Origin of the sequence: Psychromonas sp. MME2, assembly GCF_040566515.1 — a bacterium.
Classification (GTDB): domain Bacteria; phylum Pseudomonadota; class Gammaproteobacteria; order Enterobacterales; family Psychromonadaceae; genus Psychromonas.
Window position 1 is genome coordinate 1 of sequence record NZ_JBEWXI010000014.1, and the last position, 24,031, is coordinate 24,031.

The 24,031-nt window shown below is 42.1% G+C and carries 13 protein-coding genes, 1 tRNA gene, 5 rRNA genes and 4 pseudogenes; 19 read left to right on the forward strand and 4 right to left on the reverse strand.

The genetic code is table 11. The annotated features are described in order from the left end of the window. Both AB1A03_RS14640 and rrf (AB1A03_RS14645) read left to right on the forward strand, forming a co-directional pair. Positions 1-2,529: ribosomal RNA gene (locus tag AB1A03_RS14640) — 23S ribosomal RNA — on the forward strand; the annotation flags it as partial. Between the two features lie 111 nt (positions 2,530-2,640). Further along, positions 2,641-2,756, forward strand: a 5S ribosomal RNA gene (rrf, locus tag AB1A03_RS14645). Between the two features lie 303 nt (positions 2,757-3,059). On the opposite strand, the pseudogene AB1A03_RS14650 reads toward rrf (AB1A03_RS14645), so the two are convergent. After that, positions 3,060-3,282, reverse strand: a pseudogene (locus AB1A03_RS14650) (transposase); the annotation flags it as partial. A gap of 526 nt (positions 3,283-3,808) precedes the next feature. Between AB1A03_RS14650 and AB1A03_RS14655 the strand changes: the two are divergent. The 6 genes and pseudogenes from AB1A03_RS14655 to tyrA all read left to right on the forward strand — a co-directional run bounded on the left by AB1A03_RS14655 (position 3,809) and on the right by tyrA (position 11,712). Beyond that, a 16S ribosomal RNA gene (locus AB1A03_RS14655) occupies positions 3,809-5,350 on the forward strand. Between the two features lie 72 nt (positions 5,351-5,422). Further along, a tRNA-Glu gene (locus tag AB1A03_RS14660) sits at positions 5,423-5,498 on the forward strand. Positions 5,499-6,022: 524 nt separating this feature from the next. Continuing rightward, a 23S ribosomal RNA gene (locus AB1A03_RS14665) occupies positions 6,023-8,911 on the forward strand. A gap of 111 nt (positions 8,912-9,022) precedes the next feature. Then, a 5S ribosomal RNA gene (gene rrf / locus AB1A03_RS14670) occupies positions 9,023-9,138 on the forward strand. Between the two features lie 356 nt (positions 9,139-9,494). Then, positions 9,495-10,562 carry a 3-deoxy-7-phosphoheptulonate synthase gene (locus AB1A03_RS14675; RefSeq protein WP_354625376.1) on the forward strand — a complete coding sequence of 356 codons (1,068 nt, stop codon included), beginning with the start codon at positions 9,495-9,497 and terminating at the stop codon, positions 10,560-10,562. Positions 10,563-10,571: 9 nt separating this feature from the next. Next, positions 10,572-11,712 (forward strand): annotated as a pseudogene (gene tyrA / locus AB1A03_RS14680) (bifunctional chorismate mutase/prephenate dehydrogenase). A 77-nt stretch (positions 11,713-11,789) separates the two neighbouring features. Here tyrA and hpf read toward each other — a convergent pair. Beyond that, positions 11,790-12,200, reverse strand: coding sequence for a ribosome hibernation-promoting factor, HPF/YfiA family (gene hpf, locus AB1A03_RS14685; RefSeq protein ID WP_354625377.1), 411 nt, complete (start codon positions 12,198-12,200; stop codon positions 11,790-11,792). Positions 12,201-12,607: 407 nt separating this feature from the next. On the opposite strand from hpf, the gene AB1A03_RS14690 reads away from it, so the two are divergent. From AB1A03_RS14690 to AB1A03_RS14730, 9 genes and pseudogenes are all read left to right on the forward strand, one after another. Further along, complete coding sequence (locus tag AB1A03_RS14690; RefSeq protein WP_354625487.1) at positions 12,608-14,326, forward strand: extracellular solute-binding protein; 1,719 nt, start codon at positions 12,608-12,610, stop codon at positions 14,324-14,326. After that, positions 14,323-15,401, forward strand: a pseudogene (locus AB1A03_RS14695) (microcin C ABC transporter permease YejB). The gene AB1A03_RS14690 and the pseudogene AB1A03_RS14695 overlap by 4 nt, the downstream one beginning before the upstream one ends. Position 15,402: 1 nt before the next feature. Further along, positions 15,403-16,452 (forward strand): ABC transporter permease, encoded by a 1,050-nt coding sequence (locus tag AB1A03_RS14700; RefSeq protein ID WP_502945974.1) that lies wholly within the window; start codon positions 15,403-15,405, stop codon positions 16,450-16,452. Further along, the gene (locus tag AB1A03_RS14705; protein ID WP_354625378.1) at positions 16,449-18,041 is read left to right on the forward strand and encodes an ABC transporter ATP-binding protein; all 1,593 of its coding nucleotides are present in this window, start codon (positions 16,449-16,451) and stop codon (positions 18,039-18,041) included. Before AB1A03_RS14700 ends, AB1A03_RS14705 begins: the two co-directional genes overlap by 4 nt. Before the next feature lie 30 nt (positions 18,042-18,071). Continuing rightward, positions 18,072-18,938 carry a lytic transglycosylase domain-containing protein gene (locus AB1A03_RS14710; protein ID WP_354625379.1) on the forward strand — a complete coding sequence of 289 codons (867 nt, stop codon included), beginning with the start codon at positions 18,072-18,074 and terminating at the stop codon, positions 18,936-18,938. After that, positions 18,938-19,513, forward strand: a complete 576-nt coding sequence (locus tag AB1A03_RS14715; RefSeq protein ID WP_354625380.1) for a lytic transglycosylase domain-containing protein — start codon at positions 18,938-18,940, stop codon at positions 19,511-19,513. The genes AB1A03_RS14710 and AB1A03_RS14715 overlap by 1 nt, the downstream gene beginning before the upstream one ends. Positions 19,514-19,544: 31 nt before the next feature. Further along, positions 19,545-19,781 carry a transglycosylase SLT domain-containing protein gene (locus AB1A03_RS14720; RefSeq protein ID WP_354625489.1) on the forward strand — a complete coding sequence of 79 codons (237 nt, stop codon included), beginning with the start codon at positions 19,545-19,547 and terminating at the stop codon, positions 19,779-19,781. A 67-nt stretch (positions 19,782-19,848) separates the two neighbouring features. After that, positions 19,849-19,992 carry a hypothetical protein gene (locus AB1A03_RS14725; RefSeq protein ID WP_354625381.1) on the forward strand — a complete coding sequence of 48 codons (144 nt, stop codon included), beginning with the start codon at positions 19,849-19,851 and terminating at the stop codon, positions 19,990-19,992. Between the two features lie 157 nt (positions 19,993-20,149). Continuing rightward, positions 20,150-21,208, forward strand: coding sequence for a lactonase family protein (locus AB1A03_RS14730; RefSeq protein ID WP_354625382.1), 1,059 nt, complete (start codon positions 20,150-20,152; stop codon positions 21,206-21,208). 62 nt (positions 21,209-21,270) lie between these two features. On the opposite strand, the gene AB1A03_RS14735 is transcribed toward AB1A03_RS14730, so the two are convergent. Beyond that, on the reverse strand, positions 21,271-21,669 hold the full coding sequence (locus AB1A03_RS14735; RefSeq protein ID WP_354625383.1) for a type IV pilin protein: 399 nt from the start codon (positions 21,667-21,669) through the stop codon (positions 21,271-21,273). A gap of 112 nt (positions 21,670-21,781) precedes the next feature. Next, the gene (gene argR, locus AB1A03_RS14740; RefSeq protein ID WP_354625384.1) at positions 21,782-22,234 is read right to left on the reverse strand and encodes a transcriptional regulator ArgR; all 453 of its coding nucleotides are present in this window, start codon (positions 22,232-22,234) and stop codon (positions 21,782-21,784) included. Between the two features lie 361 nt (positions 22,235-22,595). Here argR and mdh point away from each other — a divergent pair, with 361 nt between their 5' ends. Both mdh and AB1A03_RS14750 read left to right on the forward strand, forming a co-directional pair. Further along, positions 22,596-23,540: a malate dehydrogenase gene (gene mdh, locus AB1A03_RS14745; protein WP_354625385.1), complete on the forward strand. Its 945-nt coding sequence runs from the start codon at positions 22,596-22,598 to the stop codon at positions 23,538-23,540. A gap of 78 nt (positions 23,541-23,618) precedes the next feature. Then, positions 23,619-24,021: pseudogene (locus tag AB1A03_RS14750) on the forward strand (CBS domain-containing protein). The last annotated feature ends 10 nt before the right edge of the window (positions 24,022-24,031 follow it).

Genomic DNA, 24,031 nt, shown 5'->3' on the forward strand with positions numbered 1-24,031 from the left:
GACAACTTCTTTACAGTGAAAACGAGTAAGACGGGACACGAGAAATCCTGTTTGAATATGGGGGGACCATCCTCCAAGGCTAAATACTCCTAATTGACCGATAGTGAACCAGTACCGTGAGGGAAAGGCGAAAAGAACCCCTGTGAGGGGAGTGAAATAGAACCTGAAACCGTGTACGTACAAGCAGTAGGAGCCAACTTGAGTTTGGTGACTGCGTACCTTTTGTATAATGGGTCAACGACTTAATTTCAGTAGCAAGGTTAACCGTATGGGGAGCCGTAGGGAGACCGAGTGTTAACTGGGCGAATAGTTCTAGGGATTAGACTCGAAACTTGGTAATCTAGCCATGAGCAGGTTGAAGGTTGAGTAACATCAACTGGAGGACCGAACCCACTAATGTTGAAAAATTAGGGGATCACCTGTGGCTGCAGGGGGTGAAAGGCCAATCAAACCAGGGATAGCTGGTTCTCCTGGAAAGCTATTTAGGTAGCGCCTCGTGTATCACTGTTGGGGTCAGGCCCTGTTTAGCAGGATCATATACCAACTTACAACCCCATGCAAACTCCGAATACCAACAAGTGCAATCACGGGAGACACACGGCGGGTGCTAACGTCCGTCGTGGAAAGGGGAAACAACCCCAGACCGCCAGCTAAGGTCCCAAAGTATATGTTAAGTGGGAAACGATGTGGGAAGGCCGGACGACTAGAAGTCGCTAGAGAAGCAGCCGTCTTAAGAAAGCGTAATAGCTCACTAGTCGAGTCGGCCTGCGCGGAAGATTTAACGGGGCTAAACATATCACCGAAGCTGCGGATGCTTATTTATAGGCATGGTAGAGGAGCGTTCTGTAAGCCGTCGAAGGGGAAGACTGTAAGGCATCCTGGAGGTATCAGAAGTGCGAATGTTGACATGAGTAACGATAAGGGGGGTGAAAAACCTCCCGCCGGAAGACCAAGGGTTCCTGTCCAACGTTAATCGGGGCAGGGTGGAGTCGACCCCTAAGGCGAGGCCGAAAGGCGTAGTCGATGGGAAACAGTAACTCCCGTACCCCTATATTTTGCGATGGGAGGACGGAGAAGGCTAGGTGGGCCTGGCGATGGTTGTCCAGGTTTAAGTATGTAGGTGGAAGACTTAGGTAAATCCGGGTTTTCTTAACACTGAGATACGATGTCGAGTCACTAAGGTGATGAAGTCATTGATGCCATGCTTCCAGGAAAAGTATCTAAGCTTCAGAAATATAATAGTACCCCAAACCGACACAGGTGGTCAGGTAGAGATTGCCAAGGCGCTTGAGAGAACTGGGGTGAAGGAACTAGGCAAAATAGTACATAACTCAGAAGGTACGCCGCTGACGGTGAAGTCCCTGATGAGGATATTGGCGGCCGAAGATCTACAATGGCTGCAACTGTTTATTAAAAACACAGCACTGTGCTAAATCGCAAGATGACGTATACGGTGTGACACCTGCCGGTGCCGGAAGGTTAATTGATGGGTTTATAGGTAGAAGCTCTTGATCGAAGCCCGGTAAAACCGGCGCCATAACTATAACGGTCCTAAGGTAGCGAAATTCCTTGTCGGTAAGTTCCGACCTGCACGAATGGCGTAATGATGGCCATGCTGTCTCCACCCGAGACTCAGTGAAGTTGAAATCGCTGTGAAGATGTAGTGTACCCGCGGCTAGACGGAAAACTACAGTGAACCTTTACTACAGCTTAGCAGTGAACTTAGAGCCTACATGTGTAGGATAGGTGGGAGGCTATGAAGCGTTGTCGCCAGATGACGTGGAGCCGACCTTGAAATACCACCCTTGTATGTTTTGAGTTCTAACCATGGCCCCTGAATCGGGGTTTGGGACATTGTTTGGTGGGTAGTTTGACTGGGGCGGTCTCCTCCCAAAGAGTAACGGAGGAGTACGAAGGTTGGCTAATCACGGTCGGACATCGTGAGGTTAGTACAATGGTATAAGCCAGCTTAACTGCGAGACAGACACGTCGAGCAGGTAAAAGTAGGTCATAGTGATCCGGTGGTTCTGAATGGAAGGGCCATCGCTCAACGGATAAAAGGTACTCCGGGGATAACAGGCTGATACCGCCCAAGAGTTCATATCGACGGCGGTGTTTGGCACCTCGATGTCGGCTCATCACATCCTGGGGCTGAAGTCGGTCCCAAGGGTATGGCTGTTCGCCATTTAAAGTGGTACGCGAGCTGGGTTTAGAACGTCGTGAGACAGTTCGGTCCCTATCTGCCGTGGGCGTTTGAGAATTGAGAGGAGCTGCTCCTAGTACGAGAGGACCGGAGTGGACGAACCGCTGGTGTTTGGGTTGTCATGCCAATGGCATTGCCCAGTAGCTACGTTCGGAATCGATAACCGCTGAAAGCATCTAAGCGGGAAGCGAGCCTCAAGATGAGTTCTCACTGGGACTTTAAGTCCCCTGAAGGGCCGTTGGAGACTACAACGTTGATAGGCAAGGTGTGTAAGTGCGGTAACGTATTGAGCTAACTTGTACTAATTACCCGTGAGGCTTAACCATACAACACCTAAGACGTGTTGATGTAACCAAGAAAAAGTACGTTTGCGACAATATATTTTACAACTTGCAAGATTAAAGAATAATAGACAGCTTTTCTAATTAACTTTTTAGCTTGGCGAACATAGCGCTGTGGTCCCACCTGATCCCATTCCGAACTCAGAAGTGAAACGCAGCTGCGCCGATGGTAGTGTGGGGTCTCCCCATGTGAGAGTAGGTCATCGCCAAGCGCCTAATAAACGAAAAATCCCTGTTGACGATGTCAGCAGGGATTTTTTCGTTTAAGCACTTGATGATGACCACTTGAACACGGGGAAGCTGGGTAGCCTGCCGACGGCAGTATCAAATCATGTGATATTAGGGCGAGTATCGCGATAGCGATAGCGATGTGTCACGAGCTTCGGTGCTCTGCGACGTCTTTCCATCGCCAAGCGCCAAATAAAACAAACCCAGTAGGTCTTTTCTTACTGTTTTTTATTCTGGTTAAGCGCATATCACATTATGGCTATCTAACAGCTCAAATTCCTGAGCTGTTAATCTAAAGATGGTTTATTTTCTTTTAAACAATACGCGATCAATCCACCTAACAAATTCAGTATAAAGCTATGATAGCTGCGGTGTCTGGAGTGTTCAATGCAAGAAATATTTTTAAGCTGATGTATTAACTGTTTCTATTATAAAGCGCTTTTTAAGTAGGGCTCTGTCCCACAGAGAAATAAACTTGTTCTTCATGTTTTTGCGTATTGTTGTAACCAATAAACAGAAGTTGATTAGATATTATACAAACAAACGATAATTAAATATTATTGGAAAAAAACGCTTGCCAATGTGATCTGAATCCCTATAATGCGCATCCACAGACACGGGGCGTAACGCAAGTTAGCAACCAGTTTGAGAATAAAACAAACGCATTTATCGCTTCGTAAGAAACGTAAAATAAGACGTTGACATTGTTCGAAAGGGGCGTAATATACGCACCTCGCCGCAAGGCGCGCTCTTTAACAATTTAATCAAACAATCTGTGTGGGCACTTATTGTTGATGTGATTTCAAATAATCAAAAAGTAACGCTTCTGCTTGCAGAAGTTACACCTAACTTGTTTAGGTAACATCAATAGAAGTGACACACGAATTAATTCATTTACATTGAAAGATTTATCTTTCAATGATTAACAGGCCAAATATTTATATTTGGTGGTTAATTCAGAATAACAAAAAGAACGTAAGTTCTTTAGTTTTAGTCAGTAATATTGAGTCGTATCGAAAGATACAAATTAAACTTTAAATTGAAGAGTTTGATCATGGCTCAGATTGAACGCTGGCGGCAGGCTTAACACATGCAAGTCGAACGGTAACAGAGAATAGCTTGCTATTTTGCTGACGAGTGGCGGACGGGTGAGTAATGCTTGGGAATTTACCTTGTTGTGGGGGACAACAGTTGGAAACGACTGCTAATACCGCATAATGTCTTTTGACCAAAGGTGGCCTCTATTTATAAGCTATCGCGACAAGATGAGCCCAAGTGGGATTAGCTAGTTGGTAGGGTAAAGGCCTACCAAGGCGACGATCCCTAGCTGGTCTTAGAGGATGACCAGCCACACTGGAACTGAGACACGGTCCAGACTCCTACGGGAGGCAGCAGTGGGGAATATTGCACAATGGGGGAAACCCTGATGCAGCCATGCCGCGTGTGTGAAGAAGGCTTTCGGGTTGTAAAGCACTTTCAGCGAGGAGGAAAGGGTGCAGGTTAATACCCTGTATCTGTGACGTTACTCGCAGAAGAAGCACCTAACTCCGTGCCAGCAGCCGCGGTAATACGGAGGGTGCGAGCGTTAATCGGAATTACTGGGCGTAAAGCGCGCGTAGGTGGTTAATTAAGTCAGATGTGAAAGCCCAGGGCTCAACCTTGGAACTGCATTTGAAACTGGTTAACTAGAGTTTTGTAGAGGGTGGTAGAATTTCAGGTGTAGCGGTGAAATGCGTAGAGATCTGAAGGAATACCAGTGGCGAAGGCGGCCACCTGGACAGAGACTGACACTGAGGCGCGAAGGCGTGGGGAGCAAACGGGATTAGATACCCCGGTAGTCCACGCAGTAAACGATGTCTATTAGAAGTTTGTGGCTATATGCCGTGGGTTTCAAAGCTAACGCATTAAATAGACCGCCTGGGGAGTACGGCCGCAAGGTTAAAACTCAAATGAATTGACGGGGGCCCGCACAAGCGGTGGAGCATGTGGTTTAATTCGATGCAACGCGAAGAACCTTACCATCCCTTGACATCCAGAGAATCACCAAGAGATTGATGAGTGCCTTCGGGAGCTCTGAGACAGGTGCTGCATGGCTGTCGTCAGCTCGTGTTGTGAAATGTTGGGTTAAGTCCCGCAACGAGCGCAACCCCTATCCTTATTTGCCAGCGGGTCATGCCGGGAACTCTAGGGAGACTGCCGGTGATAAACCGGAGGAAGGTGGGGACGACGTCAAGTCATCATGGCCCTTACGGGATGGGCTACACACGTGCTACAATGGCAAATACAAAGGGTTGCTAACCTGCGAGGGTATGCGAATCTCATAAAGTTTGTCGTAGTCCGAATCGGAGTCTGCAACTCGACTCCGTGAAGTTGGAATCGCTAGTAATCGTGGATCAGAATGCCACGGTGAATACGTTCCCGGGCCTTGTACACACCGCCCGTCACACCATGGGAGTGGGCTGCACCAGAAGTCATTAGCTTAACCTTCGGGATGGCGATGACCACGGTGTGGTTCATGACTGGGGTGAAGTCGTAACAAGGTAGCCCTAGGGGAACCTGGGGCTGGATCACCTCCTTACGTAAAGAAATTCACAATAATGAGTGCTCACACAGATTGTTTGATTAGACTGAAGAAGTGCAGAAGTTCTATGTCCCCATCGTCTAGAGGCCTAGGACACCGCCCTTTCACGGCGGTAACAGGGGTTCAAATCCCCTTGGGGATACCACTGCGATAAAAAAGGATACTTAATCTTTTTTTACTGTTCTTTGTGAAACCAAAAGAATCACTTTATAAATGTTCTCTTTAGAATGCTTATAAAGTGTCTTTCTTTGAAATATAAGTAACACTGCTCTTTAACAATTAGGAAAGCTGATAAAGTTCTGTTTGAACGTATCGATATAGATATCAATATGTTTAAACGAAACGAAATTGTTCTCAATGATTAGAATTTATTCTAGTTATTGTAATCAAGCAAAAATAAAAAGTTCATTTTTCACGTAGTGAAATGTGAACAGTACGTATCTACTCAATCTTATGATTGATAGGTGCACGAAAAACGAATGTTGTTTTTTGTATTGTAAAATATGAGAAATCGCAAGCGTCTTGGAAACGACATACAAAACAAAAATCAGTATTAAGTAGTGATGCCAAATGGTGTTGCCCACTCAGACATTGACAAAAAGACGTCAATCTCTTGTTGGGAACAATACCTAAAACGCGTCACTGCGTGACACTTTTTAGGTGTTGTATGGTTAAGTGAATAAGCGTGCACGGTGGATGCCTAGGCAATTAGAGGCGATGAAGGACGTGGTAATCTGCGATAAGTCCAGGGGAGTTGATAACAAGCGTTATATCCTGGAATTTCCGAATGGGGCAACCCGGCACTTAGTGTCATCGTTAAGTGAATACATAGCTTAACGAAGCGAACGAGGGGAACTGAAACATCTAAGTACCCTTAGGAAAAGAAATCAACCGAGATTCCGAAAGTAGCGGCGAGCGAAATTGGAACAGCCCTTAAGCTGTTTAGAAGTTAGTAGAATGGTCTGGAAAGTCCGACGATACAGGGTGATAGTCCCGTATATGACAACTTCTTTACAGTGAAAACGAGTAAGACGGGACACGAGAAATCCTGTTTGAATATGGGGGGACCATCCTCCAAGGCTAAATACTCCTAATTGACCGATAGTGAACCAGTACCGTGAGGGAAAGGCGAAAAGAACCCCTGTGAGGGGAGTGAAATAGAACCTGAAACCGTGTACGTACAAGCAGTAGGAGCCGACTTAGTTCGGTGACTGCGTACCTTTTGTATAATGGGTCAACGACTTAATTTCAGTAGCAAGGTTAACCGTATAGGGGAGCCGTAGGGAAACCGAGTCTTAACTGGGCGAATAGTTGCTGGGATTAGACCCGAAACTTGGTGATTTAGCCATGAGCAGGTTGAAGGTTGAGTAACATCAACTGGAGGACCGAACCCACTAATGTTGAAAAATTAGGGGATGACTTGTGGCTGGGGGTGAAAGGCCAATCAAACCAAGAGATAGCTGGTTCTCCTCGAAAGCTATTTAGGTAGCGCCTCGTGTATCACTGTTGGGGGTAGAGCACTGTTTGGGCTAGGGGGTCATCCCGACTTACCAACCCCATGCAAACTCCGAATACCAACAAGTGCAATCACGGGAGACACACGGCGGGTGCTAACGTCCGTCGTGGAAAGGGAAACAACCCAGACCGCCAGCTAAGGTCCCAAAGTATATGTTAAGTGGGAAACGATGTGGGAAGGCTTAGACAGCTAGGAAGTTGGCTTAGAAGCAGCCATCTTTTAAAGAAAGCGTAATAGCTCACTAGTCGAGTCGGCCTGCGCGGAAGATTTAACGGGGCTAAACATATCACCGAAGCTGCGGATGCTTATTTATAGGCATGGTAGAGGAGCGTTCTGTAAGCCGTCGAAGGGAAAGCTGTAAGGCATCCTGGAGGTATCAGAAGTGCGAATGTTGACATGAGTAACGATAAGGGGGGTGAAAAACCTCCCCGCCGGAAGACCAAGGGTTCCTGTCCAACGTTAATCGGGGCAGGGTGAGTCGACCCCTAAGGCGAGGCCGAAAGGCGTAGTCGATGGGAAACGGGTTAATATTCCCGTACCCTTATATTTTGCGATGGGAGGACGGAGAAGGCTAGGTGGGCCTGGCGATGGTTGTCCAGGTTCAAGTATGTAGGTGGAAGACTTAGGTAAATCCGGGTTTTCTTAACACTGAGATACGATGTCGAGTCACTAAGGTGATGAAGTCATTGATGCCATGCTTCCAGGAAAAGTCTCTAAGCTTCAGAAATATAAGGATCGTACCCCAAACCGACACAGGTGGTCAGGTAGAGAATACCAAGGCGCTTGAGAGAACTCGGGTGAAGGAACTAGGCAAAATGGTACCGTAACTTCGGGAGAAGGTACGCCGCTGACGGTGAAGTCCCTTGCGGATGGAGCTATTGGCGGCCGAAGATACCAGATGGCTGCAACTGTTTATTAAAAACACAGCACTGTGCTAAATCGCAAGATGACGTATACGGTGTGACGCCTGCCCGGTGCCGGAAGGTTAATTGATGGGGTTAGACTTAGGTCGAAGCTCTTGATCGAAGCCCCGGTAAACGGCGGCCGTAACTATAACGGTCCTAAGGTAGCGAAATTCCTTGTCGGGTAAGTTCCGACCTGCACGAATGGCGTAATGATGGCCATGCTGTCTCCACCCGAGACTCAGTGAAGTTGAAATCGCTGTGAAGATGCAGTGTACCCGCGGCTAGACGGAAAGACCCCGTGAACCTTTACTACAGCTTAGCAGTGAACTTAGAGCCTACATGTGTAGGATAGGTGGGAGGCTATGAAGCGTTGTCGCCAGATGACGTGGAGCCAACCTTGAAATACCACCCTTGTATGTTTTGAGTTCTAACCATGGCCCCTGAATCGGGGTTTGGGACATTGTTTGGTGGGTAGTTTGACTGGGGCGGTCTCCTCCCAAAGAGTAACGGAGGAGTACGAAGGTTGGCTAATCACGGTCGGACATCGTGAGGTTAGTACAATGGTATAAGCCAGCTTAACTGCGAGACAGACACGTCGAGCAGGTACGAAAGTAGGTCATAGTGATCCGGTGGTTCTGAATGGAAGGGCCATCGCTCAACGGATAAAAGGTACTCCGGGGATAACAGGCTGATACCGCCCAAGAGTTCATATCGACGGCGGTGTTTGGCACCTCGATGTCGGCTCATCACATCCTGGGGCTGAAGTCGGTCCCAAGGGTATGGCTGTTCGCCATTTAAAGTGGTACGCGAGCTGGGTTTAGAACGTCGTGAGACAGTTCGGTCCCTATCTGCCGTGGGCGTTTGAGAATTGAGAGGAGCTGCTCCTAGTACGAGAGGACCGGAGTGGACGAACCGCTGGTGTTTGGGTTGTCATGCCAATGGCATTGCCCAGTAGCTACGTTCGGAATCGATAACCGCTGAAAGCATCTAAGCGGGAAGCGAGCCTCAAGATGAGTTCTCACTGGGACTTTAAGTCCCCTGAAGGGCCGTTGGAGACTACAACGTTGATAGGCAAGGTGTGTAAGTGCGGTAACGTATTGAGCTAACTTGTACTAATTACCCGTGAGGCTTAACCATACAACACCTAAGACGTGTTGATGTAACCAAGAAAAAGTACGTTTGCGACAATATATTTTACAACTTGCAAGATTAAAGAATAATAGACAGCTTTTCTAATTAACTTTTTAGCTTGGCGAACATAGCGCTGTGGTCCCACCTGATCCCATTCCGAACTCAGAAGTGAAACGCAGCTGCGCCGATGGTAGTGTGGGGTCTCCCCATGTGAGAGTAGGTCATCGCCAAGCGCCTAATAAACGAAAAATCCCTGTTGACGATGTCAGCAGGGATTTTTTTGTTTAAGCACTTGATGATGACCACTTGAACACGGGGAAGCTGGGTAGCCTGCCGACGGCAGTATCAAATCATGTGATAGTAGGGCGAGTATCGCGATAGCGATGTGTCACGAGCTTCGGTGCTCTGCGACGTCTTTCCATCGCCAAGCGCCCAATTAAACAAACCCAGTAAGATTTTTTTACATCGGCAATTTTTTACGCATTTCTCTATATTTTTTAAAATATCTACGCTCATTTAATCTGCAAATATGATCTATTTTATCGCTATGATATGATGCTTTCACTATCAATATCTCAATGAGAAAAAAATGACTATACCTCAAAATGAAAATATTCATATTCAATCAGAAACTGTTTTAATTACTCCGCTTGAGTTAAAAAAACTCTTACCTGCTTCTGATAGTATTTATCACTCTATTGCAGATTCACGCCAGATCATTGCTAATATTGTGCATAAAAAAGATCCGCGTTTTTTAGTTATTTGTGGCCCTTGTTCTATTCATGATTTAGAAGCTGCTAAAGAGTATGCTATTAAATTGCACAAATTACATGAGCAATATAAAGATACGTTATATATCGTTATGCGAGTCTATTTTGAAAAGCCCCGTACCACGGTTGGCTGGAAAGGCTTAATTAATGATCCTCATATGGATGATTCCTTTGATATTGAATACGGGTTAAAGCAAGCTCGTGAATTGTTGTTGTGGATTGCAGATTTAGGTTTACCTATCGCAACAGAAGCATTGGATCCCATTAGTCCGCAATATCTCGGTGATTTATTTAGCTGGGCTGCAATTGGTGCTCGTACTACCGAATCACAGACGCATCGTGAAATGGCGAGTGGTTTATCAATGCCCGTTGGTTTTAAGAATGGTACTGACGGCAGTTTATCAACCGCTGTCAATGCGATGCAGTCAGCTTCTTCTCCACATAGATTTATGGGGATCAATCAACAAGGCCAAAGTGCACTATTGCAAACTAGTGGTAATCAAGATGGACATGTTATATTGCGTGGTGGTGGTGGTAAACCAAATTATGATTCGGTTAATGTTTCTCTAACAGAAAAAGCCCTACATGCAGCAGGCGTTGACGATATACTCATTGTCGATTGTAGCCATGCAAACTCTAATAAAGATTATTCTTTGCAACCATTAGTTGCTAAAGATGTTTTCCATCAAGTGCTTGATGGAAATAAATCAATAATCGGTATTATGTTAGAGAGTCATCTTAATGAAGGAAGTCAATCTGCTGAACAGGATAAAGAATCCCTCAAATATGGTGTTTCTGTAACTGATGCATGTATTAATTGGCAGACAACCAGTGAGTTATTAGCTGAAGCCAATAGTTTGTTAAATGATATATTACATTCACGATAAGAAGAAATTATGCCTTTAAGTAAATTAAGAGATCAAATTGATGCTGTTGATCAGCAGTTAATCGATTTACTCGCCGAACGGTTTACGTTTGGTTGGTGAGGTCGGTGAAGTGAAAACTAAACACGGTTTACCTATATATGTTCCTGAACGCGAAGCCTCTATGCTTGCTAAACGTCGAGAAGAGGCTGAGTTAAAAGGCGTTCCTGCTAATCTGATTGAAGATATTTTGCGTCGTACTATGCGTGAATCCTATGCCAGTGAAAATGAAACCGGCTTTAAAACCGTCAATCCAGATTTAAAACGTATCGTTATTATTGGCGGGAATGGACTACTTGGCAAACGCTTTGTTGAGATGTTTAAACTGTCAGGTTATGACGTTGACATTTTAGGTCGTGCTAATTGGGATCAAGCTGAAAACATATGTAGCAATGCAGGGTTAGTTATCGTTGGTTCTCCTATCGACGTGACCGAATCTATCATATCAGAACTCTCCTATTTACCTGATGATTGTATCCTTGCCGATATTACCAGTGTTAAGGAAGGTCCATTAAATGCTATGTTAGCTGTGCATAAAGGTCCTGTTGTTGGGCTACATCCTATGTTTGGCCCTGATATTAGTAGTTTTGCGAAACAAGTCGTCGCTTATTGCGATGGTCGTGATGCAGATAAATACCAATGGCTGATTGAGCAGATGAAAATATGGGGGGCGCACCTTTATAAAGTCAAAGCAGATATTCATGACCAGTCAATGACCTTAATCCAAGCTTTAAGGCATTTCACAAGTTTTGTTTATGGTGTTCATTTGCAAGAGGTTGATGCTGATTTAAAGCAGTTGCTTGATTTAAGTTCTCCAATCTATCGCTTAGAGTTGGCTATGGTTGGCCGTTTATTTGCCCAAGAGCCGTCTTTGTATGCAGATATTATTCTTTCACAGAAAAATAATGTCGCCATGATTAAGCGTTATCATAAACATTTTTCTGAGGCGATTGAACTCCTTGAGAAGGGCGATCGTGATGCATTTATTAAGCGCTTTGCATCTGTAACTGATTGGATGGGGGATTACTCTAATCTGTTTTTGGAGGAGAGCCGATTGCTACTGCAGCAGGCTCACGATAATCGTCATTATGAAGATGATGGTCTAGAAAAATAATCTTTTATCGCTGATTTAACAAAAAGGAGCTTATCGCTCCTTTTTATTTCTACTTAGCTAGTAAAGATATTTGCTCTTTATGCTGCAAATTCTTTATTTAATTTAATTTCTGCATCTGATTCTATTTCTATTTCAGGCTCTTCAATGGCTTCTCCTGAAATTTCACCGTTACGGCACATATCTTTGCCATTATTTTTAGCGCGATCCGCTTGCGGCTTATGTAAGTGTTTATTGAGTTGCCTTTCTATTTTTTGGAATAGCTGTCCGATTGCAACATAAAGATCATCATTTTCTGCATGGGCAAAGACCTTACCATTTGGTATGCCAATTGTTGCCTCAATTTTTACGCCTTTTGGCTCTTTGGTGATAATACAGTGAGGTTTGATTAAAGGAATTTGTAATTTTTCTAATTTTTCGAAACGTTCCTCTACTTTGTTACGCATTGTGTCAGTGATAGTTATTTGTTTACTTGTAATTTCAATTCTCATAGAAGACACCTTTTTGTTATACACGTATCGTGTTCTTAATTAGATTATTCTTTTTTATCGTATTTAAAAGTGATTTAGATCACGTTTTTTTGCCCTCCTGCTATTCTTGGAATTAATTTTTGATCTACGTTTATTTTCTATAGATAAAAACAAAAACTACTTGTTGAGGTGGGGGTTATGGGGCAATATTGTCCAGATAACTCACCACTGCTTATAATCCCACTTTGCTATTCTTTTTTGTTGAACGTTTTGTTATCGTTATTTCCTCCTGTATTTTTATTTGCTTATAGTTGGTTTATTGCATGTTTAGAGCTCTTATATTTAAGTTTATACGTACTTTGATATTTTGCTATTTATCGATGAATAGTTATTTTCTATTCGCGCAAAATTGGAGCCATGCCTTGAGTATGTATGGCGATTTAAAGTACCCCGCAGATTTTTCTCATTTTCAATATGTTAATCCAAATGCGCCGAAAGGTGGCGTTTTCAAACAGGCTGCTATCGGTAGTTTTGATTCACTAAATCCTTTTATCGTGAAAGGTAACCCTGCGGCAGGTATTTCTATGATCTACGATTCGTTATTGAAGCAATCGGCAGATGAGCCCTTTAGTTGCTATGGATTAATTGCCGAAAAAGTTAAAATTGCCGATGATTTATCTTCTGTCACTTTTATGATTAATGAAGCTGCACGTTTTCAGGACGGTCAGCCTATTCGAGCAAAGGATGTTAAATTTAGCTTTGAGTTATTAATTGAGAAGGGGGCGCCTCATTTCCGTTCCTACTATTCGGGTGTTAAGGAGGTCATCGTAGATAGCCCATTACAGGTGAGCTTTTACTTCAAGGAAGTCGGTAATCGTGAATTGCCTCTGATTATTGGGCAAATTCCTATTTTGCCAGCACACTATTGGCGTGATCACGATTTTGCTAAGAGTAGTCTCACTATTCCTATTGGCTCTGGCGCCTATGAAGTGGCCAGTGTTGAACCATCTAAGCGGATAATATATCAACGTGTTGCGGATTATTGGGCACAAGATTTACCGGTAAATAAGGGAATGCATAATTTTGACCAATTGCTTTTTGATTATTACCGTGACGATAATGTGGCCTTTGAAGCATTTAAATCGGGAGCGTTTGACTATCGCTTGGAGAGCTCATCTAAGCGTTGGGCGACAGGTTATACCGGCGATAATTTTGTTTCCGGTAAAATTGTAACCACGCAAATTGCAGATAAAAATCCACAGGGCATGCAAGGTTTCTGGTTTAATTTACGCAAAGATAAATTTAAAGATATCAATGTGCGTAATGCGATTAGTCTTTTATTTGATTTTGAGTGGGCTAATAAAACCCTTTTTTATGGGGCTTATACACGTATTAATAGTTTTTATTCTGGATCTGAATTAGCGACAGAAAAAGAGATTTCTGCCGCGGAATATGAGATTTTATCTCCCTATAAATCCGCATTGCCTGATTCTATTTTTGGGCCTCTACAACACCCTAAAACTGATGCCGATGGCAATATACGGGAACAAATGCGTCAAGCAGTAAAGCTACTTGAAAAGGCAGGTTATCAATTAAAAGATAGCAAAATGCAGGATAAGAATGGTAAGCAGCTAAGCTTTGAATTTTTACTGTATAGTCAGGATTTTGAGCGGGTGGTACATCCGTTTCGCCGTAACCTGCAAAGAGTTGGTATCAACACATCGATTCGTTTAGTTGATATCTCACAATTTATTAACCGTTTGAATAATTTCGATTTTGATATGGTTTCCCTGCGCAAGGGGCAGTCTATCTCCCCTGGTAATGAGCAAGTCGGGTATTGGGGATGTGCGAGTCAGATGCAGGTCGGAACTTCAAATTGGGCAGGTGTCTGTTTACCTGTTATCGATCAACTAGTTTCGCAATTAATTATGTCCGATACGCGTGAAGAGCTGGTGCATAGAACCAAGGCGCTAGACCGAGTATTGCTGAGTCAGCATATGGTTATTCCGCAGTGGTACCTTCCAGCTTACCGCATCGCCTATTGGGATAAATTTTCTCGTCCGCCAATAGCGCCTATTTATGATCTTGGTTTATCAACGTGGTGGCTGCGTACACCCTCTGAAAAGGCTCAGGAGCAAATCCAGTGAAACAATACATTCTGCGGCGTTTACTGCTTATTATTCCCACCTTATTGGGGATTATGACGATTAACTTTTTTATTGTGCAAATAGCCCCAGGAGGGCCCGTAGAGCAAGCGATTGCCCACTATCAAGGTATTGACTCAAATAATAGTTCGCGGCTTGCTAGTGGCACTAATAGTGAGATAAAAGAGAACTCAACGACGGTTAAATATCGTGGAGCACAGGGGGTTGATCCTGAGTATATTGCGGCATTAGAGAAGCTATATGGTTTTGATAAACCCTTGCTAGAACGATATTTCTCTATGCTATGGCGATATGCGCAGTTTGATTTTGGTGATAGTTTTTACCGTGATATGAAAGTGACGGACTTAATTGTCGAAAAAATGCCTGTTTCTATTTCTTTAGGGCTCTGGACAACACTACTCGCCTATTTGATATCTATTCCATTAGGCATCAAGAAAGCAACGTCACATGGGAGTCGCTTTGATATTTGGAGTAGTACCGTCGTCACTGTTGCCTATGCCATCCCCGCATTTATTATCGCAATTATGCTCATCGTGTTATTCGCAGGTGGCTCTTATTATGATTGGTTTCCATTGCGTGGATTAACCTCGGATAATTTTGCCCAGCTGGGATTCTTTGCAAAAATAAAGGATTACTTTTGGCATTTAACCTTACCTATTCTTGCATCAGTATTAGCAAGTTTTGCCACGCTTACGATGCTTACTAAAAACACTTTTCTTGATGAGATTCATAAACAATATGTGATCACAGCAAGAGCAAAAGGTTGTTCAACAAAACGCATTTTATATGGGCATATTTTCCGCAATGCGATGCTTTTGGTGATAGCTGGATTACCCGCAGCCTTAATCGGTATCTTCTTTACGGGCTCAATGCTAATTGAAGTTATTTTTTGCTCGATGGCTTAGGGCTACTGAGTTTTGAATCGGTGATCAATCGAGACTATCCAGTTATATTTGCTTCATTGTATATATTTACGTTGATTGGCTTACTATTGAAGTTAATTAGCGATGTCACTTATACCATGATTGATCCCCGTATTAGTTTTGAAGGACGATAAGATGTCATTATTGGTTACGTGGCAGAACATAAAAAACAATCCAATCAATCATAATCGTTGGATGCAGTTTAAAAGCAATAAGCGGGGATATTGGTCGCTGTGGATTTTTCTGACTCTTTTTATAATGAGTTTATTTGCGGAGCTTTGGGTAAATGATAAACCGATAATGGTCTCCTATAAAAATCATTGGTACTTTCCTATTGTTGAAGATATAACGGAAAATAGGTTGGGCGGTGATTTTGACATTCATACCGATTATAGTGATCCCTATATGGTGCAACAAATTGAGAAATCTGGTTGGATCCTCTGGCCTATTGTTCCTTTTTCCTATGATAGTATCAACTACGAATTAACTGAAGCTGCACCTTCACCACCGAGTCATATTAACTATTTAGGTACTGACGACCAAGGGCGAGATCTCTTAGCTCGTTTGGTTTATGGCTTTAGAATATCCGTATTATTTTCATTAATCCTCACCTTTGCTAGCTCCATGATTGGTGTTGCTGTCGGCGCTTTTCAGGGCTATTACGGTGGAAAAATAGACCTGTTTGGTCAACGCTTATTAGAAATATGGGAAGGGCTACCCATGCTCTTTATGCTTATTATTCTAGCGAGCTTTGTCGAACCGACCTTTACATGGTTGCTGGCGTTGATGATTTTATTTAGCTGGCCAAGTTTAGTTGGGGTTGTACGAGCAGAGTTCCTACGTGGTCGTCATTTAGAATATGTTAAAGCAGCTCAGGCATTGGGGGTATCTGATAGTAAAGTGATGTTTAAACACATTTTACCCAATGCGATGATCGCGACCCTTACTTTCATGCCTTACTTATTTACAGGCGCACTAACAACATTAACATCACTGGATTTTTTAGGTTTTGGATTGCCGTTAGGATCAGCTTCCTTAGGTGAAATGGTTGCCCAAGGTAAAGATAATTTGCATGCGCCTTGGCTAGCAATCACCGCTTTTATTTCACTTTCTACTATTTTGGTTTTATTAGTCTTTATTGGTGAAGCCGTACGTGATGCTTTTGATCCAAGGAAAACAGTATGAGCGGAACAACGCACTCTAATGAGTTATTAAAAGTAGACAACTTGTCTATCAGCTTTGCCGAAAAGGCGATTGTTAAGGGGGTTAATTTTACCCTTAACAAGGGGGAAACGTTAGCGATTGTTGGAGAAAGTGGCGCAGGTAAGTCACTGTTAGCGCTCTCAATTTTACAACTCTTGCCTTATCCCCATGCACATCATCCTAGTGGTGAAATCTATTTATCTGGAGAGCCATTAGTCGGTAAAGATGATGTGGTGCTTGAATCTATTCGCGGTAATAAAGTCTCAATGATTTTTCAAGAGCCTATGACTTCGCTTAATCCTCTGCATACGGTGCAAAAGCAGATTGCTGAAACGCTGCTTTTACACAAAGGATTAACGGGCCATAAAGCCAAGCTGCGCATAATAGAGTTGTTGCAGCTAGTGGGAATTGAAAATCCAGAGCAGCGACTTGGTTCCTATCCCCATGAATTATCAGGGGGGCAGAGACAGCGCGTTATGATTGCCATGGCTTTAGCGAATGACCCTGAACTATTAATTGCAGATGAGCCGACTACAGCGCTTGATGTGACTATTCAAAAACAGATTCTGGATCTTTTAAAAGCGTTGCAGCAGCGCCTCAATATGGCTATTTTAATCATTACCCATGATTTACATATTGTGCGTTCAATTGCCGATTACGTCATGGTTATGCGTGATGGGGAAGTCGTTGAATATAGCAATAACCATGCGTTATTTAGCGCTCCACAGCATGTTTATACAAAAATGCTATTAGGGGCTATTCCATCGGGAAAGATGGCACCCTTAGAGGAACCGCAATTAATATTAAGTGCAGATAAGATCAATGTTTGTTATCCATTACAAAAGAATTTTTGGGGCAAAACAACGCACCGCTTACAAGCGGTAAAAAATGTCAGTTTGCACATACACCGGGGAGAAACATTAGCAATAGTTGGCGAGAGTGGCTCGGGGAAAAGTACTCTCGCGCAGGCGATTTTGCAACTGATTAAAAGCACGGGTAAGGTCGTTTATTTAGGTAAAGAAATTGACGCTATAGGCCATAATGAATTGCAAGCGTTGCGCGCAGAATTGCAAATTGTGTTGCAAGACCCGTATGCAAGTTTAAGCCCTCGCATGTCTGTTGAAGCAATTATTAGCGAAGGTTTGCAGGTTCATAAAAAATTAACCCCTACACAAATAAAACAGCAAGTAGCAAGTGTTTTGCAACGTGTTGGATTAGAACCATCGAGTGGCCAGCGTTACCCTCATGAATTTTCTGGTGGACAGAGACAGCGTATCGCGATTGCACGTGCTTTGATTTTAAATCCTCAGTTAATAGTCTTAGACGAACCTACTTCTGCCTTAGATAGGAGTATTCAAAAACAAGTCTTGGATTTATTGATCTCCTTACAGAAAGAGTTATCACTGAGCTATTTATTTATCAGTCATGACCTATCCGTTGTCCGCTCTGTAAGTCATCGAGTCTTGGTTATGAAAGAGGGCGAAATCATAGAGCAGGGTTGTACTGAAGAAATATTTACGCAAGCGCAACACAAATATACACAGGAGTTATTAGCCTGTGCTATGGTATAGCGTTAAATCATCCGATATAAAGGAATTTCAATGAAAAAAATTTTTCTGACGTTGTTTTTAATATCCTTTACGAATATTGCCGCATCATTGACATTAAGCGAGCAAAGAAACCTGTATACCCAAGCTTCTGAATTACAACAACAGGAAAAATGGCAGGATGCATTACAAAAAATGCAGCTGATTCCAGACTACCCGCTGACTTATTTACTTGAATACCAACAATTTAAATCGAACTTTAGCCCTGATAGCTTAACTGCTATACAAGCGTTTTTGAAAAAATATCCTGACCATGTTGTTAGCCAAGACTTACAAAGAGAGTATTTATATTACTTAGGCAAGAATCGCTTTTGGGATCAATTGTTACAATTTTACCCAAAACTACCTAACTCTACCGATTTAAAGTGTTTCTATTTTCAAGCAAAACTTGCTGATAATCAATCCAGTAGAATTTGGCCCGCCGTGAAAGAAACGTGGTTAACGGGTGTCTCCTTAGCCAATGCCTGTGATCCGGTGTTGCAGCACTATTTAAAAATAAAAAAAATTGATCAGAAGTTAATTTGGCAACGTTTTCAACTTAGTTATCAGAAAAAACAGACGGCGCTAATGTCCTATTTGATAACACTCATGAATGATTCAAACAAGCGGTTGGCAGAACAGTTATTTACATTAAGCAAAAAACCAGAAAAATTGCTGACAAGTACATTATTTACTAATAAAAAGCAGAAAAGTTATGACTATTTAAATGCTTCGATTAAACAGCTTGCCCGCAAAAATGTACAGTTAGGGTTAAAAGCCTATTTAACTTATGAAAACAAAATTCATTTTACATCGAAGGAGAGGCTGAATTTAAAAAAGATCTTATATCACGCATTCTTATTGTCGAAAGTGAAGAGTTAATGCCTTGGTTAGATAAAGAACTCGCTAAAATTAAAGATGTTAATTTAATCGAACGACGTATCCGCTATGCGATTAAATTAGACGATTGGTCAGGTATTGAGTATTGGATAGCTAAGCTCAGCGTAAATAAAAGATCTGAAAATAAATGGCAGTATTGGCAAGCGCGAGTATGGGAAGAGAAAAAACAGAACAAAAAAGCAGTGCATATTTACAATAAAATTGCCTCTAGTCGTAGTTATTACGGCTTTCTTGCTGCCCAAAAGTTGGGTAAAAAATACCAATTTAATAGCCAGATTATTACAGCAAAAAGTAATAAATTAGACCACTTACAAAAACAATTAGCGCATATTGAAGAGTTACATTACCACTCCTTGCCCTTTTTGTTAAAACGTGAGTGGCGAAAATTGTTATTAGGTAAAAGTGTCGCCCTGCAAAACCAACTGGGTTTATTTGCTGCCAGTAAGGATTGGGCGCACCTTTCCGTGGTCGCTAGTATTAACGCTAAAAGTTGGGATGCCTTAAGTATTCGTTTTCCTGCAACTGAGGCGGAGCTTTTTTCTTTTCTATGCGAATAAATATCAGTTAGATAGTACTTATATTTATGCGATTACAAGACAAGAAAGCGCCTTTGATGAGTTTGCAAATTCACCTGCTGGTGCGCGAGGTTATATGCAATTAATGCCTAATACGGCGAAGGAAACAGCTAAAAAAATAGGCTTAAAAAGCTATCATAATCGCTCTCAATTAAGTGATGGCACTATTAATGTGGAGTTAGGTAGTGCTTACTTAAATGGTTTGTTGCAACGTTATCAAGGAAATCGGTCTTGCTACCGCAGCTTATAATGCCGGGCCATATCGAGTTGATCGTTGGCAAAATGACCTTAAAAATGGGACTTCCAAGGGATTATTAATGGATAGCTGGATTGAAACAATTCCCTATAAAGAAACGCGCCGGTATGTGAAAAATGTATTAGCTTATAATGTCATTTATCAGTATCTATCTAATAAACCGTTGGAATTTATGACGGAGCAGGAGATCAAAGCGCGTTTTTAAAAGTAGCAGGCTATCGGTCGTTAATTTGCACTTTAGCGGCTTAATAAATTGATGCGTTAATTTTCTCGTTACCAATGACTCTGGGATGGGTCGTTGTTCCATTGAGCAAATGAGAGTGCTTGTTATGTGCCCCTATTTATTTTTAAAAGAGTAAACCATGACTAAACAAATTTTATACATTGGCTGTTATACGCCAAATGCGGAAGCGGGCATTAAAGTCGTTGAGTTTGATAATAAAAATGGACAATTAAAAGAAGTTGGCAGTTCAGCAATGTTATCAGATCCTAGTTTTTTGGTTGTCAGCAAAGATAGAAAGTATTTACTTGCCGTGAGTGAAAATGAGCAACAAGGCTACCTCGGTTGTTTTGATATAAAAATGCCAATTACCCCTATTTTTATCAACAAGCAAAGCAGCTTAGGTGGTGCACCTTGCCATATCAGTTTAAATCATAAAAACGCATTTGTAAGTAACTACATGACTGGTAGTGTGAGTGCGTTTTCGTTGACTCAAGATAAGTTATTGCCTGCTTATCAGTCGATCCAGCATACAGGTCAAGGGCGTTGCCCTGATAGGCAAGCAAGTGCACACGCTCACGCAAGTCAATTAAGTGTAGATGAAAAATTTTTAGTCGTGGCTGATTTAGGGATTGATGCCTTAAAAGTATATGATGTGAGTGAAAATCAGCTGAATGAAGTATTTTGTGCGTATTTACCTGCTGGTTCAGGACCACGTCATTTTACCTTTAATGCGTTGGGCGATAAATTATATTTAGGTAATGAGCTGAGCTCTGAAGTTAGTGTCTTCAATTTTAATCAAACGACTGGCGAACTAGTGCATATTCAGTCTATTAGCAGTTTGCCACAGGCAAACAAGCCATTAAGCGGAGAATCACAAGGTAGCTTGGAAAATTCTATTGCTGAAGTGGCATTAAGTCTGGATGGGCGGTATCTGTACGTCAGTAATCGTGGCCATGATAGTATTGCCATTTACAGCGTTAAACAAAGTAATGGATTATTGACCGCGCTTACGTTTACCCCTTCTGGTGGATTATTTCCGCGTCACTTTGCGCTATCGCCAGATCAACAATGGTTATTAGTTGCGCATCAGAAAAGCGATTACTTAATTGTTTTTAAACGTGATAATGAAAGTGGTTTCTTAACAAAAACGGATGAAAAGTTGGCGGTTAAACATGCTGTTTGTGTTTGTTTCTTATAAAAAATGCCAGCAAGTTAGTATTCACAGTAGGAAATTTTTAACTATTATTTTTATTTGATTTATCACCAACACTGCTCATTTGGGGTGCTGCCATCGCTAGTGTGGCTGCTATTTTGATCGACATATAATGTTTTACAGGCTGTTTCATCATCGGCCTGCGACGTGCCCATTTTGGCTGTCGCTTTGATGAGGTAGGTGGATGCGCTGGCAGAGAGAGTGGTAAAGTTATAATAGTGATTATCTAATAAGCCTAGTTCACTCTTATCAACGCTATAGGTTGGATTTAAAATATGTAGGCTGCTTTGTTTTAATTGCGCTTTAATTAACACTGCCTGTGCATCACTTCGACGCATTGTGATTAAGTAGGAAAGGTAAGATGGATAGGTAATACTTGCCAGCAGAGCAATAATAGCAATGACTATCAGTAACTCAATGAGTGTAAAAGCGGCTATCTTTTTCAATATCATTTTCTCTGTGCAATGCCATTAATCCATTAATAGTAGATTAATTTTACGATGCTGCTAGAGGGGTGAAGAAGTGGCCTTTTTGCAAAGGCGCACTCCTTCGGGACTATTATTGAAATAATTGCTTGATTACATTTAAGGTGTTATTAATTTTTTTACTGCTTGTTGGGGTAATAAAAACGGTATCATCGCCTGCAATGGTGCCAAGAATACCTTCGGCTTTGCCTATCGAGTCAAGTAGGCGGGCAATCAGTTGCGCAGCGCCTGGGCTTGTGCGGATAACTATTAGGCTATCGTTGCGATCAATATCTACCACCAGATTTTTTAATGGACTAGTCGTTGTTGGGATACCAAGCTCGGAAGGTAAGCAATAAACCATCTCTTTTTTGGCATTTCGTGTACGAATCGCCCCTGATTTACTTAACATTCTAGAAACTTTGGACTGATTAATATTGTGAAAACCAGCTTCCTGTAATGCCTCTACTATCTCTCCTTGCGAGCTGAGGCGTTCTTTTTTTAATAATGCCTTGAAGAAGTCCATTAGTTCTGTTGGTTGTGTCATATTAAAAATACTCTAATTTAGAACTTGTGCAAATTGCACTGCCAATGATAATCGATATTGGCTAATTATCAATAACTAAATAATCTAAAAAAATGCATAAATATTCGTTTTTCAATTATTACAATAGAATTATCAAGGACTCAACGGATCCATTTTATATAAAGCATAATGGGGAGCTAAATGGTTGTTATGCGTTAATTCAAGGGGGAAGGTGAATACAAAAATATGTGTTAAATCACTTAAATTTTGCTGATTACCCCAATTAACTTTACATCGCTCACAATCACTTAACATTTCCAGCACAATCGACTAAGTTGAAGTAATATTAATGGCAATGATATTATAAATCGGAGGTTGTTTTATGAAGGTTGCTGTTCTAGGTGCTGCTGGTGGTATTGGCCAAGCATTGGCTTTACTGCTTAAACTTGATTTACCTGAAAATTCATTATTATCACTTTATGATGTTGCGCCAGTTACACCGGGGGTTGCTAAAGATTTAAGTCATATTCCTACCAGTGTTTATGTCGATGGCTATGCCGGAGATGATCCTACGCCAGCTTTACAAGGTGCCGATGTTGTTCTTATTTCTGCGGGTGTTGCCCGTAAGCCGGGTATGGACCGTTCCGATCTGTTTAATATTAATGCTGGTATTATTGAAACTTTAGTGACAAAAATTGCTCAAGTCTGCCCAATGGCATGCATTGGAATTATTACTAATCCTGTTAATACCACCGTTGCCATCGCAGCCGAAGTACTGAAAAAAGCAGGGGTTTATGATAAAAACAAGTTATTTGGCATCACTACCTTAGATGTGATTCGTGCCGAAGATTTTGTTGCTGAGAAAAAAGGCTTACCAGCAGAGCATGTTCGAGTTAATGTTATTGGTGGTCACAGTGGTACCACCATTTTACCTGTTTTATCGCAAGTGCAGGGAGTTACGTTTACTGAACAAGAGGTCGTTGAGCTTACCGAGCGAATTCAAAACGCAGGTACGGAAGTGGTTGAAGCAAAAGCGGGAGGAGGGTCTGCAACCCTTTCCATGGCGCGTGCAGCATCAATATTTGGTATCAACCTTGTAAAAGCTTTGTTAGGTAAACAGGGGATTATTCAGAATGCTTATGTTGATGGTGGTAATAGCTGTTCGCCATTTTTTACGCAACCATTGTTGTTGGGTAAAAATGGTATAGATTGCGTTTTGCCCTTTGGTGATTTAAGTCCATTTGAAGATCAGAAAAAACAAGAAATGTTAGCCGTCTTGCATGCTGATATTCAAAAGGGCGTTGATTTCATAAAAAATAAACCTTAATTTAACGTAAGTACTTAAGTTTATGTGTAGAGCCAGTTGATACTGGCTTTTTTAATTAGTTCAATTGAAGAGCATGATATGAAAGTGTGTGACATGATGACAACTCGTGTGGTGACCGTTGATATGGACGATAGGTTAACCGTTGTCAAAGAAATTTTAGATCACGGTGTATTTCATCATTTACTCGTTGTCGAAGATAATCAACTTCAGGGCATTATTAGTGAGCATGACTTATTGCGTTGTCTGAGCCCTTTTTTGGGAACCGATGCTGAGTCTACGCGTGATACTGCTACGATCAATCAACGTGCACATCAGATAATGACTCGTTCCATTGGTTATTGCGCCGCAATGCACTGTTAGTGATGCATTAATGATTATGTTGAATAACAATATTGGTTGCTTACCTGTATTGGAGGGGGGCGAAATCAAGGGGATATTTACTTGGCGTGATGGTGTGCGTGCATTATTAGAGAATCGCTAGTTTAACGTTT